This window comes from Mesorhizobium sp. M0663 (assembly GCF_040320585.1).
Taxonomy (GTDB): Bacteria; Pseudomonadota; Alphaproteobacteria; order Rhizobiales; family Rhizobiaceae; genus Mesorhizobium.
Map to the genome: position 1 here is coordinate 143,953 of NZ_JAMYPX010000004.1, position 14,634 is coordinate 158,586.

At 61.9% G+C, this 14,634-nt stretch carries 13 protein-coding genes and 1 tRNA gene; 8 read left to right on the top strand and 6 right to left on the bottom strand.

Annotation, left to right across the window (positions count from 1 at the left end; translation table 11 throughout):
• Positions 1 to 20: 20 nt before the first annotated feature.
• A complete protein-coding gene (locus NKI54_RS10020) occupies positions 21 to 6,710 on the top strand; it encodes an LPD22 domain-containing protein (protein WP_352691384.1) in 6,690 nt (2,229 codons plus the stop codon).
• A 45-nt stretch (positions 6,711 to 6,755) separates the two neighbouring features.
• Here NKI54_RS10020 and NKI54_RS10025 read toward each other — a convergent pair whose 3' ends face one another.
• Complete coding sequence (locus NKI54_RS10025) at positions 6,756 to 6,995, bottom strand: helix-turn-helix domain-containing protein (RefSeq protein ID WP_023720462.1); 240 nt, start codon at positions 6,993 to 6,995, stop codon at positions 6,756 to 6,758.
• Between the two features lie 178 nt (positions 6,996 to 7,173).
• Between NKI54_RS10025 and NKI54_RS10030 the strand changes: the two genes are divergently transcribed.
• From NKI54_RS10030 to NKI54_RS10040, 3 genes are all read left to right on the top strand, one after another.
• Positions 7,174 to 7,428, top strand: coding sequence for a hypothetical protein (locus tag NKI54_RS10030; protein WP_352449502.1), 255 nt, complete (start codon positions 7,174 to 7,176; stop codon positions 7,426 to 7,428).
• A 110-nt stretch (positions 7,429 to 7,538) separates the two neighbouring features.
• Positions 7,539 to 7,832: a hypothetical protein gene (locus NKI54_RS10035; protein ID WP_156948129.1), complete on the top strand. Its 294-nt coding sequence runs from the start codon at positions 7,539 to 7,541 to the stop codon at positions 7,830 to 7,832.
• Positions 7,829 to 8,095 carry a pyocin activator PrtN family protein gene (locus NKI54_RS10040; protein WP_023720459.1) on the top strand — a complete coding sequence of 89 codons (267 nt, stop codon included), beginning with the start codon at positions 7,829 to 7,831 and terminating at the stop codon, positions 8,093 to 8,095. The genes NKI54_RS10035 and NKI54_RS10040 overlap by 4 nt, the downstream gene beginning before the upstream one ends.
• 13 nt (positions 8,096 to 8,108) lie before the next feature.
• Here NKI54_RS10040 and NKI54_RS10045 read toward each other — a convergent pair whose 3' ends face one another.
• Entirely contained in the window at positions 8,109 to 8,420 is a 312-nt protein-coding gene (locus NKI54_RS10045) for a DUF6804 family protein (RefSeq protein WP_023720458.1), read from the bottom strand.
• Positions 8,417 to 8,764 carry a hypothetical protein gene (locus NKI54_RS10050; RefSeq protein ID WP_023720457.1) on the bottom strand — a complete coding sequence of 116 codons (348 nt, stop codon included), beginning with the start codon at positions 8,762 to 8,764 and terminating at the stop codon, positions 8,417 to 8,419. The genes NKI54_RS10045 and NKI54_RS10050 overlap by 4 nt, the downstream gene beginning before the upstream one ends.
• 158 nt (positions 8,765 to 8,922) lie before the next feature.
• Between NKI54_RS10050 and NKI54_RS10055 the strand changes: the two genes are divergently transcribed.
• The gene (locus NKI54_RS10055; protein ID WP_023720456.1) at positions 8,923 to 9,324 is read left to right on the top strand and encodes a hypothetical protein; all 402 of its coding nucleotides are present in this window, start codon (positions 8,923 to 8,925) and stop codon (positions 9,322 to 9,324) included.
• A gap of 131 nt (positions 9,325 to 9,455) precedes the next feature.
• Here NKI54_RS10055 and NKI54_RS10060 read toward each other — a convergent pair.
• Together NKI54_RS10060 and NKI54_RS10065 are read right to left on the bottom strand one after the other, a co-directional pair.
• Positions 9,456 to 9,532: transfer RNA gene (locus tag NKI54_RS10060), tRNA-Arg, on the bottom strand.
• A 163-nt stretch (positions 9,533 to 9,695) separates the two neighbouring features.
• Positions 9,696 to 10,616 (bottom strand): zinc-binding dehydrogenase, encoded by a 921-nt coding sequence (locus NKI54_RS10065; RefSeq protein ID WP_352691387.1) that lies wholly within the window; start codon positions 10,614 to 10,616, stop codon positions 9,696 to 9,698.
• Between the two features lie 202 nt (positions 10,617 to 10,818).
• Here NKI54_RS10065 and NKI54_RS10070 point away from each other — a divergent pair, with 202 nt between their 5' ends.
• Positions 10,819 to 11,625, top strand: a complete 807-nt coding sequence (locus tag NKI54_RS10070; RefSeq protein WP_352691389.1) for an AraC family transcriptional regulator — start codon at positions 10,819 to 10,821, stop codon at positions 11,623 to 11,625.
• Between the two features lie 33 nt (positions 11,626 to 11,658).
• On the opposite strand, the gene NKI54_RS10075 is transcribed toward NKI54_RS10070, so the two are convergent.
• On the bottom strand, positions 11,659 to 12,549 hold the full coding sequence (locus NKI54_RS10075; RefSeq protein ID WP_352691391.1) for a D-alanyl-D-alanine carboxypeptidase family protein: 891 nt from the start codon (positions 12,547 to 12,549) through the stop codon (positions 11,659 to 11,661).
• Between the two features lie 236 nt (positions 12,550 to 12,785).
• Between NKI54_RS10075 and NKI54_RS10080 the strand changes: the two genes are divergently transcribed.
• Both NKI54_RS10080 and NKI54_RS10085 read left to right on the top strand, forming a co-directional pair.
• Complete coding sequence (locus tag NKI54_RS10080; RefSeq protein WP_352691393.1) at positions 12,786 to 13,892, top strand: hypothetical protein; 1,107 nt, start codon at positions 12,786 to 12,788, stop codon at positions 13,890 to 13,892.
• 76 nt (positions 13,893 to 13,968) lie between these two features.
• On the top strand, positions 13,969 to 14,589 hold the full coding sequence (locus NKI54_RS10085; RefSeq protein WP_352691395.1) for a nucleoside triphosphate hydrolase: 621 nt from the start codon (positions 13,969 to 13,971) through the stop codon (positions 14,587 to 14,589).
• The last annotated feature ends 45 nt before the right edge of the window (positions 14,590 to 14,634 follow it).

The window sequence follows — 14,634 nt, forward strand, 5'->3', positions numbered from 1 at the left end:
TCGCCTAAAGGAGATCAATCTTGGATACAATCGCGGACTATAACGCGTGGAAAGATAAGCAGCAACAGAACGGCGTCGGTGCGGCGCAAGTCGTGCTCGGCTCGGTTAACGAGAAGCCCGACGAAATAGCCGGCGATCTGAACCTCGCAAACGAGTTCGGCAAGGCCACAGGCAACCCGGTTCCGCCGCTGCCAATGGTCCGCGAGTACCGGAACGTCTTTCAGCAGAAAATAGAAGAGCAGAAGAACAAGACCATCCTGTCATCCAACCCACGGTTGACGGAATGGCTGCGCAGCCCCGACAATGCGGCGCTCGCGCGCGATGATCTGCAAAACCTGTCCTGGTTCGAAGGCTTCGGGCGCGGCGCGGCGAACACGCTGTCACGTTCGGGTGATCGTCTTAGCCAGATGGGCAATCAATTCATGTTCGAACAGACGGCCGGCCGCGACCGCGACCGCTCTAAGCCGTTCGAGCAAATCCTCCAGGAAGAGAAAACCAGTTCCGGCTTGAAGGATATGCAGGGCAATCCGCTTGAGACCTGGACGGGCGCGGAATACCTCAGCGCGTTCGGGCGCTGGGTAGATGCCCGCTACGCCGACATGATCGGCGCGGATGACAACGTGGCTGCGGTGCAATTCGCGGAAGGCGTCAAAGCCAGCCAAGACCGACTTGCGGCAACGCCAAAATCAGCGACCGCCCAGTCGTTCGAAAAGGCCGCAATCGTCAAGGATGCGACGGCCGGCCAAGCGATTGCCAATTTCGGGACCGCGTTCCTTCAAAACCCTGTCGGCGGTCTGTCGTGGGCTCTGGAGACGGCCGGCGAAAGCGCGCCGCAACTCGCGGCGGCGCTCGTTGCTAGCCGGTTCAACCCGGCGCTTGGCGTGGGCGTTCTCGGTGGCGGCTCCTACGTGACGGAGCGCTACACTGCGCCGGCCGACTTCCTCGCAGAAAAGGGGATCGACCTCGGCAAGCCTGAGGACGTGCAGCGCGTTCTGTCCGATCCGAAGCTTATGGAGGAAGCGGCAAAGCGCGGCGTCATTCGCGGCGCAATCGTTGGCGCTTTCGATTTGCTGTCCGGTGGTCTCGCCGGCAAGGCCGCGTCTCACAATCCCATTGTCGAAGCGATAGCGCAAAGCGCTCAACAGGCGATCCTCGGCTCTGCCGGCGAGTACAGCGCGCGGGTTGCGGCTGGTCAGCCAGTCGACTGGAACGACATCGTTGCGGAAGGTGTCGCGGAGATCGCCACCGCGCCCGTTGACATGGGCGTGGCCGGTCGAGAGTTTGCAGCCAATCGGCGCAAGACCAAGACCGCTGATGGAACGGTCGCCCAGCTTGGCGAGATATCCGCCAACGCCCAGGCGTCGGCTGTTCGCGCTCGCACGCCCGACAAGTTCCGCCAGTTTGTCGAGGCCGCAACCGCGAACGGGCCCGTGGAAAATGTCTATGTCCCGGCCGAACAGTTCTCAACGTATTTCCAAGGGCTCGGCGTCGATCCTTACGCCCAGGTCGATGAACTCGACGGCGTGAGCCGTGACGATCTCGACGTTGCGCTTGCGGGCGGCGGCGATCTGCAAATTCCGACCGCCACCTATGCGGCGAAGATCGCCGGCACCGAACACGACGCTTTCCTTATGGAAAACATGCGGTTCGATCCCAACGAGTTCACGGCGCTGGAAGCCAAGCAATTCAACGAACGCGCGCAAGACGCGATGGATGAAGCATTCCAATCCGCTGAGACCGCGCGCCTGGAAGATGAGGGCGCGCGATCCTTCGAACAGCAAATCTATGACACTATGGTCTCTCGGTTGCGCGAGGCCGGCCGGTCAACCGATGTAGCCACGACTGAGGCCACGCTTTATCCGGCGTTCTATCGCACGATGGCCGAACGCTCGGGGCAGTCGGTCGAGGACTTCATGGCCGCTTATCCGCTGCCACAGGTGAGCGGATCGATACCGGAAGGCATGCAGTTCCGCGACGTTGACGCCTTGAACCGGACGCTCGCGGAGGCCCGAGTTCGCCGCTCTGCCGGTCTCGACAAGCGGCAATCGCTGCTTGAGTTCATTTCCGACTACGGCGGCATCAATGACGTAGGCGGCAAGTTGAAGGCTCGCGATGCTGCTGTGATCAAGCGCAAGGGCAAGAAGTCGCTCAAGCTGGCGCGCGGCGGCATTGTCGACGGCGTGCGCGATCTGTTCGGGCAGGCGAGCGGCAAGAAGCACGGCGTTGATGACGTTGCCCAGGCGGCGATTGACGCCGGCTTTCTGGCGAACGATCCAGTCGCGACCGAATACCGCAATGCGGTCAAGGAAGGGCGCGAGGTTCCGAACATCGGCAACGCCTTACTCGATGCCATCGACCGCGAATTGCGCGGCGAGGCCGACTATGCGGTTCCCGCTGACGCAGCTGCGGTGGATCACTCGGCCCAGCTTGATCAAATCGAGGCGTATCTTTCGAGCCTTGGCGTTGGGCTTGATGATGATGACGCCACAATCCGCGCTGCCGTCCAGTCCGATCAGGCAGACGAGGGGAAGAAATACGGGCAATCCGGCGACGTTCGCGGGTCGCGCGGCTCGATCCAGTTCCCAGGCGGCGGCGTCGGCAATGGCGACACGGTTGTTCGCCTGTTCGAAGGCGCGGACCTGTCCACGTTCCTGCATGAGAGCGGGCATTACTTCCTGACCGTTCTTCGCGATCTCGCCGCCAAGGGCGAGGCGACTGCGGCCGGCGATATGGAAAGCGTCAAGGCATGGTGGGGCGAGAACGCCGCCGCTGTGGCAAAAGACGGCATGCGCGTGATGCCCGATGTGGCCTTGACCGCCGACGATGTGAACGCGGCGCTCGCCAACGGCACGACCGGCGATCTGATGAAGGACGCCGCCGTTGATGTCGGCATGCAGGAGCAATGGGCGCGCGGGTTCGAGAGCTATTTGATGGAGGGCAAAGCGCCGTCCATCGAACTGCGCGGAGCGTTCGAAAAATTCCGGTCTTGGCTGATCTCGGTCTATCGCCGGCTGGCCGGCCTCAACGTCACGGTGTCGGACGGCATTCGCGAGGTCTTTGACCGCATGGTTGCCTCGGATGATGAGATCGCCAAAGCCAAGGAGCAGGCCGGCGATCACGGGCCGATCTTCGCCACGGCTGAGGAAATGGGCCTAACGCCCGGCGAGTTCGCATCGTTCCTCAAGCTGCGCGATCAGGCGGAGGATGACGCCAAGGCGCGGCTGTTGCGCGAGGCGATGGCTCCGGTAAAGCGAGCGCAAGAGAAGTGGTTCAAGGATGAGCGCGCCAAGGTGCGCGAGGAAGTCGAGCGCCAAGTCAACACCTATCGCTATTATCGCGCATGGGAATGGATGGGCAACCGCCGCTGGTGGGACACCGAAACGAAGCCGGAAGGAATGCCCGATATCCGGCTGTCCAAGGAAATCCTTGTGCAGCGCTATGGTGATGGCGTCTTGAAGACGCTGCCGCGCGGCATGCAAACCATTTACGCGGTCGAGGGTGGGATTGACCCTGACGACGCTGCCGGGTGGTTCGGGTTCGATAGCGGCGATGAGCTTGTCCAGGCTCTCGAAAAGGCTCCGCCGCGCAAGGAAGCCATTGAGGCCGAAACGGACAAGCTCATGCGCGAGCGGCACGGCGACGTGCTGACTGACGGCTCGGTCGAGGCGGCGGCGCTCGATGCGCTGCATTCCGACAAGCGCGGGCAATGGATCGCGGCCGAACTCAAGGCCGTTGTCGAGGTGGCCGGGACCGGCCTTGGCATGACCGCGAAAGAGGCTCGCGCGTCGGCTCGCGCGTCGATTGCCCGCATGCGCGTCCGTGATGCCGTAAACTCCAGCCGGTTCCTCGCCGCCGAACGCAAGGCCGCTGATGAGGCTGCGAAGCTCGGCGCGATGTTGTCTCGTGAAAAGGTCTGGCTCGACGCCTCGCGCCGCCGCATCGAAACAAAAGCTCGAGCCGCGTCCAAGGGCAACACCTCGCCCGATACCGTCGCCACGGCGATTGACGCCTACAACGCCAAGTTCGAAACGACGCAATCGACGTTCACGGTTCCTGATCGCGAGGCCGTCAGCAAGTCGGGAAATGCCTTCACGATCAAGGGCGGCGAGCGCACCGCAACATCGCTCGGCTATAACGATCTGGTAGCGAAGCTGGTCGATACCAAGCGCCGCCAACTGATCAATCACGCGCTCTACATGGAAGCGCGCAACGTCGCCGATGAAGTCGAGAAGGCGGAGAATTTCGTTGCCAAGCTCGGCAAGAAATCGACGCGCGAACGGATCGCTGGCGCTGGCCGGCGCGAGAACGCCCAGGTGGACTATCTCGGCGCTATCGATGAAATCCTTGAGCGTTACGACTTCCGCAAGCTGAGTGGGGCCGCTGAGGGGCGGCGCGGGGCGCTGAACGCGTTTGTCGCCGCAATGACGGCTGCGGGCCGGGAGAATGAGCTTGCCATTCCTGAGGCCGTCCTGAGTGACGCGGCGAGGCGTCCCTACAAAACCCTGCCGGTCGAAGAAATGCGCGGCGTGGTCGACAGTCTCAAGAACCTGGAGCACATGGCGACACGCTGGAACAAGCTGATCGACGCGCAAAAACAGCGCGAGCTTGAGGCTGTCGTTGCCGATGTCGTCGCGGCCTTCGACGCCAACATGCCGAAGCGCCCGCCCGGTCGCGTCGGGACCAAGAGTGAAGCATTGCGACATTCGGTTCGCCAGTTCTTTGACCTGGTGCTGAACGCCGGCACGATCCTGCGCGAGATCGACGGGTTCAAGGACATGGGCGCGGCGTATCGCAACATCAAGACGCCGATTGATGAGGCGATGGATCGGCTGACAGTGCGCAAGCTGAAAGCGGCGAGCGATCTCGAAAGCCTATATGCCGTCTACTCAAAAGCGGATCGCCGCCGCATGGCCGTCCGCGATCATATCCCCGAACTCGGCTATGCGCTTTCGAAGTGGGAGCGGATCGCCGTTGCGCTCAATCTCGGCAACGCTGGCAACCGGGCGAGGCTCACCGATCCAAAGGTTCGTGGATCCTTGTCGGAGGCTCAAATCGCGGCGGTGATCGCCGCGCTAGACGCGAAAGACGCGGCTTTCGTGCAATCGGTGTGGGATTATGTCGGATCGTTCCGCGACGATATCGCCGCACGCGAGCGCCGCGCCACGGGCGTTGAACCGGATTGGGTCGAGGCAACGCCGGTCGAGATCGCCGGCAAGACCTTGAAGGGCGGCTATTACCCGCTCAAATACGATCCGCGCCTGTCGTCTCTCGCTCGCGATGATGAGGCGAACAACATCGCCCAGGCGCTCCAGGCCGGGCGCTTCGGCAAAGCGCAGACGCGGCAAGGTCACCTCAAGGAGCGCGCGCGATCCTCCGGCCGTGATGTCGAGCTCGATATGTCGGTGCTGCACCGCCACGTCAATCAGGTGATCTATGACCTGGAGCTTAGCGAGCCGGTCGCGAACTCCTGGCGTATCCTGCAGAACGGTGAAATCCGTTCGGCGTTCATGGAAGCCGGAAAGCAGGCCGATTTTGACGCGCTGGAAATCTGGCTAAAGGACGTGGCGGAAGGTGAGTTGAAATCCGCCGATCTGGTCGGCCGCGCGGCTCGCACGCTGAAATCGAACTTCACCGCGGCTAAATTGGCCTTCAATATTTCGACGGTCGCAATGCAGGTGACCGGCCTGTCTCAGTCGATGGTTGTCGTCGGCAAGAAGGATATGGCTATTGGCATCATGCAGGCGGCGAAAAATCCGATCAGCATGGCGCGCGATATCGCGGCCAAGTCGCCGTTCATGGCGTCACGTCAGACCACGTTCAACAAGGATATCTTCGATTTCTATTCCGATCCGAAGACAGGGCCGGTCGCCTCGCGCTGGGGCGAGATTAAGGCTGAGATCGTGGGGCCGCTGGCCTTCTGGCTGATGACCAAGGTGCAATGGTATTTGGCTGATGTGCCGACATGGCTTGCGGGATATCGGCAGGGCTTGCGGCAATACGGCAATGATGAGGCCAAGGCCGTGGCCCATGCCGACGCCGTGGTGAAGCGCGCCCAGGCATCCGGCCTGTTTGCCGATCGCTCGGCGGTTGAGCGCGGTTCGGTCTCGCGCACCGCGCGCCAGAATGATGTTGTGCGGCTGTTTACGGCGCTCGGCTCGTACATGTTCGCCAAGTTCAACGTCGCCTATGAGCGCACGGCCAAAGCCAAGCGTTTAATCGGTCAAGACGGATTTTCCGCGCGCTCGGCACAAGAGGCGCTTTCCTGGACGATGGATATGGCGTTCCTGTTCACGCTTGAGGCCGTGGTGGGCGCGGCGATCCGTGGCCGGCTACCCGACGACGAAGACGACAAGGATGATGAATGGGCGGCGTTCCTCGCCAAGCAAACAGCGTTTTCCGTCATGGGAACGCTGCCGTTCATCCGCGACAGCGTGAGCGCAATGCAGGGCTTTGAGGCGGGAGGAGCATACGGCAGCTTCGTCAAGGACGTGGTGCGCGGCGGCAAGGGCGTAGCTGATATTCTCACGGCCCCATTCCTAGAAGATGGGAAGGTCAATGCGTCTGATCTTAAGGCGGTGATCAACGCGACCTGCCTCGCTACCGGCCTGCCGGCTGTTCAGATCAATCGCTTTGTCGATGCTGCATGGCGACAAGCGGAGGGCAAGGACGTTTCGCCGCTTGAATACCTGCTCGGCCGGATTGGGGGCTAAGTTATCCCTCATCCTTGGCGGGGACGACTTCACGCAGTGGCGAGGTCATGCCCTCCTGTCCCTCCTGCGCACTCCAGCGCCTCCGCCGTTCTCCGGTATGAATGCAACCCCGCCAACCTCAAGGGCCGTCTGAACAGCATTCACCGTAGCGATTACACTTCGCTCGGTGCCTCGCGTTTCCATAAGCTTAATTGTCGGCGCGGACACTCCAGACTTTTCCGCGAGGTCGTCACGGGTCCAGTCGAGCAGCGCTCTGGCGGCGCGCATCTGTTCTGCATTGATCATTCTCGCATTCCCCTCGTGGTGTCTAAAAAAGATAATAGATTATCCGAAATGGCTTGACAACTGGTTTTGCATCATTGACCATAAGGGACAACGGAATATCTATAAAGGATACCGTTGACTGAACCAAAACGGAAGGACGGGCATCATGGACCGCAACGGCATTGTCTTCGAAGGCGAAATGAATTTCCTCGGCATCCTGCTGCATCAGGCTATGACCTATTCCAAAGCGAAGATCGACGCGTTGCCCGAGGACATCAGCGTTGATGAGGAGTTCGCGGCGATCGACGCTGCGAGCGCGCCGGCCTTCGCCATTGCGGAAACAATCTCGTCTCTGCCGGCGCAGAGCGAAACGGAAATCCGGATAAAGGCCACAGCTGCCGCTTGGATCGACGGAACCTACTGGGCGGACGTTGGACTTGGGACATTGAATTGAGAGGGACCGAATTCTTGTTCGCAACCTGGGTAACTTGACAGGTGTCGGCTTGGCCGTCGTGATGGCAGAACATCCGGGCTTTGATTCCGATCAGCTTTAGGGTTCACCAGATGTGCATTCCATACGGCCACAGAGTACCGCAGATCCCGCTTGAGCCCGGCTACTACTGGGCGAAATGGCGAACAGCCGCGGACGGGACCGTAGACGGCGACGAGCTTACGCCGTGTGATAACTGGGAGATCGTCCAGGTCATGGGGAACGATCCGGATTGGGAAACCCATCCAGCCGACGACAAGGCCTTATTTGTGTTCGTTTGCGGGGTCGAGGAGGCCCAATGGCGCGCATCTTTCGTGTGGGGCGATTTCGTCGCGCCCTTAGACAACGGCATTAAAGGAGACCAATGAACACCGTTTTTTTACTCATGGCGCAATTCGACGGCGCAGCTGTGATCCCCGTCGAGAAGGTGTGCGCGTCCTTTTTCAGCCACCTCACGCCTCAACAGTTCATCCGCAAGACGACAGAGGGCGAGATCGATTTGCCGGTGGTGCGGATCGAGAACAGCCAGAAGGCGGCTAGGGGCGTGTATCTGCCCCACCTTGCCGCCTGGATTGACAAGCGCGTCGAGGCCGCGAAGAAAGAGAACGACCAGCTACAGGGGCGAAGGTAGCGAGACGGCTCCGCTACTTTGAACCGATTGCCGGGATCTTCTTTCCGCATCGATATGCGACGAAGCCGAACAAGGCCGCACAAATGAGGTCAATTGGCAACCAAATTTCCCGCGAAAGAAATACCGGCAAGAATGGGTTGAAGGCCAGCGCGACGGCGAAAAGAGAGAAGGCAAGTTTCTCGTCATCGGCTGATTTCAACTTAATGCCGCAATAGATGCCGGCAGCGAAAATTCCCAGACGCAGCAGCTGATAGTACCCGTATGGCAAGGACAGGGTTGCGATGGTGAGCGCTACCGCAGCGCAAATCGCGACAATTCTAATCATCCGCGCACGCGCTCCGTCACCCCGCCGACAGCTGCTACCAGCAAGCCGGCAAGCATGAACGCAAGTGCTGGGAAGAAGACCGGGACAACGATCCAAATCGGCCATTCCCATGTATAGTATGCTCCGTAGCCGCCAATCACCATTGCGGCGGCGATTAGCAGGCCTGATCGAAACATGATCACAGCGACAAAGAACAGAACCGGCACCCACCATCCATGCCATCCGAACCATTCATCAGCACCAGCTTCGAATGCAACGGTATAGAACGCGAGCGTTCCAAGCCCGATCGCCATCACGCCAAAGACGCCGACGATGCCGAGAACTGACGTAACAAAATTTTTCATGATTGATCCCCCAAACCCATAATCAGGATGGCTTAAGTTGGGGATTATAACAAGACGTTTGTGGCCTCATTGCTAATACCTCGCTTGTCTAATGCAGCGCACGGATGCAAAGATTCGGCGAGGGACCGTGGCCGCGTTGGCGTCTCAGCAAAAGGTGCATGATGATCTTATTTCGCATGTTTAGAACACTACGAGACTTCGATCAGCCGAAATCATTTTTTGAACAATGGCTCGGCAACACCAAAGCGGTGCATGAGTTCATCTTCGTAACGATCGAAAGCTTGATTATTATGAGCGCACTACAACTAGCCTGGCAAAAGAGCGGTTCGCCTGCGGTGTTAGTTTTGTACTTGTTAGCTTATGGCGGCGCGTTCCTATTTATCGGAACTTACATACGCTACGGTCTGCACGCAGCCGCCGAGCACTTTGAGCTACCGGCCCGCTTTCGGGAGGCTTTCTTGTGGTTTTCAGGGGTCACCAGCTTCGTTGTCTCGATCTCGCTTCCCTACTTCTTTGGGCTGATTGTCACCCAGATCATAGCCAACAGCATTATGATTTGATCCCCAGTGTCCCGCGCGCCCAAGGGACGGTTCGAACTTAGGTTTCTGCTTACCCTACGCTTACCTGAAGGATGACAGAATTGGAGGGGCGATAGCTCTAAGTCATAATTCGCTGATCTCGTTCGATATTTTGGCGCACCCGACAGGATTCGAACCTGTGACCTCTGCCTTCGGAGGGCAGCGCTCTATCCAGCTGAGCTACGGGTGCCTTCAGGATCGGCGATCCCAAAAACGAACCAGCCGGTAAACCGGCCAGCCACGGCTTCTTAGCGGAAGCAGGCGCCGGCTTCAACGGGCAATCGCCAGCGGGCTCAAGTTGCCGTAGCAGCCGGGGGGAGACAGACACCGTCCCGTCCGGCGCCACCGCCTGCTCATTCTGTCACGGTAAGCACTGCCTTGCCGCTGATGCTGCGCTGCCGCAGCGCGTCGAGGGCCTGGCCGACGTCCCGCCACGGCACGGTGAGGACCACGCGCGTTTCGAGCCGGCCGGCTGCGATCAGCGCGAGCAGCGAGGCGATGTCTGCGCCACGGTCCGGACCAGAAGTGTAGTAGGCGAAGGTCTGCAGCCGCGCGCCTTCGTGACCCGGAACGAACTGGCGGAAGCCGATGGGCGTGAGTTCGCCGCTGCTCGAGCCGAACATGACGACGGTCCCGCCGGGCGCGATCCGTTCGATCGCGTGGGCGAGGCTATCGCCGCCCACCGATTCGGTAATCAGCGAGAACAGTCCTTCGGCCAGCTCGATCGTTTCGACGACCCGCTCGGCTCCGAGGCCGCGGAGATCGTCGGCATGCCGTTCAGCGGCGACTGCCACCACCGACGCGCCCTGTTGGCGGGCGATCTGGATCTGGAAACGGCCGACCGCGCCGCTTGCGCCGGTAATCAGGACCCGCTGGCCGGCCAGGTCGCCGCCGAGGCGCAGGGTCCGCTGCGCGGTCGTGCCCGCGACCGGAACAGTGGCGGCGGAGACGAAGCTGACGTCGTCCGGCAGGACGGCGAGGTGGTCGGTCGGAACGGCGACCCGTTCGGCCCACCCGGCCTCGTCGACCAGAGCCGCAACCCGGGCGCCGATGGCCGGCCCGGAGCCGTCAGCCGCGGCGCGCTCGACAATGCCGGCGACGTCCTGGCCAGGCACCCAGCCGTTCGGACGGATGTTGAGCAGGCGCAGTTCGCCGCGGTTCAGCGAGACTGCCCGAACCGAGACCAGCGCCTCATGCGGGGCGGGCTCGGGCTCACCAAACTCGGCGAGCCGCAACCCGGTGGCGCTGTCGGAAGATGTGACCAAGGCGAGCATTGGTATCGTCCCTTCTTGCTGCGTGGCGGACGCCAGCCTGTTTCCGTGCGCCGGGCTTGTTGGTCCGACGTTCAGAACGCAAGCAGGGCATGACTAAATGGAAGCCCGCCTGTCGGCTTCTGAGTTACTCATCCCTAAACTATCGACTTTCCTGTTTGAGTAATTTAGATATCTTGGCAGTCGATCGCTAAAATCAGTCAATATGAGACAGCCTCTCCGCTACCCCTGGCCTTTCGATCCGGATGATGTCCTCGCCCCGGCAATCGCCGTGCGCGTCGACGTTACCGAAACCAGGGCGGAGGTGCCGGACCACCACCACCGCAAAGGGCAACTCGTCTTCGCGCTGGGCGGTGGCGTCACATGTCGCGTCCCCAGCGGCCTGTGGATGGTGCCGCCGCATTGCGCGGTGTGGATTCCCGGCGACATGGAGCACAGCAATATCGCGACCGCCAATGCCCGGATTTTCTTCGTCTATATCGAACCGGGAGCTACCGACCTGCCGGACCGGTGCTGCACGCTTTCGATCTCGCCGTTGCTGCGCGAGCTCATCATAGAGCTGACGGATCGCGTTGAGGACGATGACGCGAGGGGCGAGCTCCTGACCAGGGCTCTGCTCACCGAACTGCCGCGCATGCCTGTCCAGCAGCTGCATTTGCCGATCTCGTCCGAGCCGCGCTTGAGGCGCATCGCGGCGGCGTTGGCGCAAGATCCTGCCGATCGCAGCACCCTGGCGGAATGGGCCAGTCGCGTCGCGCTCAGCGAGAGCAGTCTCGCACGTCTCGTGGTGAAAGAGACAGGGCTGACCTTCGGGCGCTGGCGCCAGCAACTGCACCTGATCGTCGCAATGCGCGAGCTGGCCTCCGGCGCCAGCGTGCAGCAGGTTTCGGCCGATCTCGGTTACGAATCGGTCACCGCCTTCATCACCATGTTCAAGAAAGCGCTTGGCAAGCCGCCGGCAAAGTATCTCAGCAGTGTCGCGCAAAACGGCGGCTCTGCGTTTGTCGCCTGAACCCGCACGCGGTCAACACTCGGACTTCAACTGTCACTGCTCCTCGGCATACAGCAGCCGCGTCTTTGCCTCGGAGGTCGGCAACAGGCTGCGCTGGATCAGCGCCTCGACGTGGTCGTTGCGCTGGCGCGCGCTGTCGGCGCCCATCACCACGACAATCAGCCTGTGCCCGTCCGCATTATAGGAGGTGACGATATTGAAGCCCGAAGCCCTGATATAGCCGGTCTTGATGCCGTCGACGCCGCGCACCCGGCCGAGCATGTCGTTGTGGCCGCGCACCAGCCTGCCGCGGAACATGAAGTCGCTTTCAGAGAAATAGTGGAAATGCTGCGGGAAGCGGGCGTGCAGCGCCATGCCGAGCACCGCCATGTCGCGCGCGCTGGTGTGCTGGTCGCCGTCCGGCAGGCCCGAGGCGTTGCGGAAAACGGTGCTGCTCATGCCGATCTGGCGCGCCTTGGCGCTCATCATGCCGGCGAATGCCTGTTCGCTGCCGCCGAGATATTCGGCAATTGCGACCGCCACGTCATTGGCCGATTTGACGACGACGGCGCGGATCGCCGAATCGACGTCGATGGTCTCGCCGCGCCTGAACCGCAGCTTGGTCGGCGGCTGCCGGGCGGCGTTGTCCGACACCGGGATTTGCGTCTCCTTGCTGATGCGGCCAGAATCCAGCGCCTCGAACAGAAGGTACAGCGTCATCATCTTGGTCAGTGACGCCGGATAACGCGGCGCCGTCGAATTGACCTCGAACAGCGTCTTACCGGTGCCGGCATCGATGACCATGGCGGCATATTTCTGCGGCGGCGCCGGTACCGCCAGCACGCTGTCGGGCGGCGTGACAGTCGTGCAGCCGGCAGCAAACAGCAGCAGCGCCAGCACAGCGACGCATTTGTGGATGGACGAAAAGAACCGGAAGGCGGACAAGTCAGTTCCGAAGGCAGGCTGTTTCTGAGACGAGGCGAAGCTATCTTAACGCAAAGGCACAGTCCATTTGGTTAATATCGGTCTGGCCCTCGAACGGTGCCCTGTCCACAGGCCGACGTGGCGCCGCCTGATGTGAATTGCCCGCCACCGCGCTTGCGCAACCGGCGGCGAGTGGGCTTTGCTGCGCCGGCAGAATCGGGCCGCCGGAATCGGGCTGGCAGAATCGGTAGGTGCACATGGATACGGTCACGATCACGGCGAAGGGCATTTCGGTATCGGTCGATCTTGCCGTCGGCCATCTCGCCGACATGACGGTCGATATCGATGGCCGCCGGCTGAAGCCGCTGCATCGCGCACCCTGGGTCGGCGAGCCGCGCGAGATGCTGCCGAAAGACCTGCCTGAAGGGACGGTCCACCTGTCCGGCGATTTCCTCTGCGCGCCGTTCTCGATCAGCGACGTCGAAGCGGCACCTTTGCATGGCTGGCCGGCAAATAGTCGCTGGGACGTCGTCGACAGCGCGGCAACGACCGACGGCTGGCGCGCCGTCTTCCGCCTGCAGCGCCCGGTCATGGGCGCAACCGTCGACAAGATCCTGATCGTGCGCGACGATCATCCCTTTCTCTATCAGGAGCACGTCTTTTCCGGCGGCGCCGGCGCCATTCCCGTCGCCCACCACCCGATGACGGTGATGACGGCCGGCGGCAGGCTAGCCTTCTCGCCCAAGCGCCTTGCCGCAACGCCGAGTGAGGCGCCGGAGCCCGATCCGGCCCGCGGCCGCTCGTTGCTCGCCTACCCGGCGCGAACCGCCGACCTGACGCGCTTTCCCGCCGCCAACGGCGGCACGATTGACCTGACCACCTATCGCATGGACCAGCTGCGTGAGGACTTCGTGACGCTGGTCGAGGCCGATCATGGCGGGCCGGGCTGGACCGCGCTGGCGCGCCAGGCGGAAGCCGATCTCGTGCTGGTGCTGAAGAACCCGGCCGAACTGCCGGTCACCATGCTGTGGGTCAGCAATGGCGGGCGCGATTATGCGCCATGGAGTGGCCGCCACCGCGGCGTGCTCGGCATCGAGGACGGCCGCACGGCCGTCGGCCACGCCGCATCGCTCGGCGACAATTGGCTGAAGCGCGAAGGCGTGGCGACCGCCTTTGCCCTTTCCGAAGCGCGCCGCTTTTCGTTCCGCCATGTCATCGGCGCACTGCCATGGCCATCCGGCGAGCCGCCGCACGACGTCACGACCTCGCCGGGCCGCATGCGCACCCTGGCCGCCGATGATGCCGTGCGCGACATTGGCTTCGACGGCGATTTCCTGCGGATCGGTCAATCCAGGCCCGATTGAAGGCTTGGCACAAGCCGGCGTTTGAAATTTTCGAAAACTGCCGCCAAAATGCGCCAGAACCACCGTAAGGGGGCCAATGTCAGAAATCGCCCATATCGCTGCTGCCATTTTCAAGCGCGCCGGCAAGGCACCGCGCTTCATCGTTGCCATTGCCGGCCCTCCCGGCGCCGGCAAATCGACATTGTCGGCAGGCTTGCACGACCTGCTGCCGGAAGGCACGGCGGAAGTCGTGCCGATGGATGGCTTCCATTACGATGACGCCGTTCTCGATCGACGCGGCCTTCGCGCGCGAAAAGGTGCTCCGGAAACCTTTGATTTTGCCGGCTTCGAAGCGCTGCTGAAGCGCATCCGCGCCGGCGAGCCGGATATCGCCATCCCGGTCTTCGACCGCAGCATGGAGCTGTCGCGCGCCGCCGCTGCGATTGTCGCCGCCGACACCAAATTCATTCTGGTCGAAGGCAATTATCTCCTGCTCGACGAGGAACCTTGGTCGCGGCTGGCGCCGCTGTTCGACTTCTCGATCTTCGTCGATGTGCCGCGCGCCGAGCTCGAGCGCCGACTGCTGGCGCGATGGCACGAGCACGGCCGCTCCGACGAGGACGCGCGCGCCTGGATCGCCTCTAACGATATGCCGAACATCGACCGCGTGCTTGCCCGTCGGCGGCCCGCCGACCTGGTGGTCGGCGACCTGGCCTGACTTGCAAGGAACCGCCCGGCCGGAACCTTGACAGTTTCAGGCCGT

What these genes read in the sequence shown, in the direction of transcription:
- NKI54_RS10080 (WP_352691393.1), top strand. Translation starts at nt 12,786, where the DNA reads ATGGATACGGTCACGATCACGGCGAAGGGCATTTCGGTATCGGTCGAT.
- NKI54_RS10070 (WP_352691389.1), top strand. Translation starts at nt 10,819, where the DNA reads ATGAGACAGCCTCTCCGCTACCCCTGGCCTTTCGATCCGGATGATGTC.
- NKI54_RS10025 (WP_023720462.1), bottom strand. Translation starts at nt 6,995, where the DNA reads ATGATCAATGCAGAACAGATGCGCGCCGCCAGAGCGCTGCTCGACTGG.
- NKI54_RS10085 (WP_352691395.1), top strand. Translation starts at nt 13,969, where the DNA reads ATGTCAGAAATCGCCCATATCGCTGCTGCCATTTTCAAGCGCGCCGGC.
- NKI54_RS10055 (WP_023720456.1), top strand. Translation starts at nt 8,923, where the DNA reads ATGATGATCTTATTTCGCATGTTTAGAACACTACGAGACTTCGATCAG.
- NKI54_RS10045 (WP_023720458.1), bottom strand. Translation starts at nt 8,420, where the DNA reads ATGATTAGAATTGTCGCGATTTGCGCTGCGGTAGCGCTCACCATCGCA.
- NKI54_RS10050 (WP_023720457.1), bottom strand. Translation starts at nt 8,764, where the DNA reads ATGAAAAATTTTGTTACGTCAGTTCTCGGCATCGTCGGCGTCTTTGGC.
- NKI54_RS10035 (WP_156948129.1), top strand. Translation starts at nt 7,539, where the DNA reads ATGTGCATTCCATACGGCCACAGAGTACCGCAGATCCCGCTTGAGCCC.
- NKI54_RS10030 (WP_352449502.1), top strand. Translation starts at nt 7,174, where the DNA reads ATGAATTTCCTCGGCATCCTGCTGCATCAGGCTATGACCTATTCCAAA.
- NKI54_RS10040 (WP_023720459.1), top strand. Translation starts at nt 7,829, where the DNA reads ATGAACACCGTTTTTTTACTCATGGCGCAATTCGACGGCGCAGCTGTG.
- NKI54_RS10065 (WP_352691387.1), bottom strand. Translation starts at nt 10,616, where the DNA reads ATGCTCGCCTTGGTCACATCTTCCGACAGCGCCACCGGGTTGCGGCTC.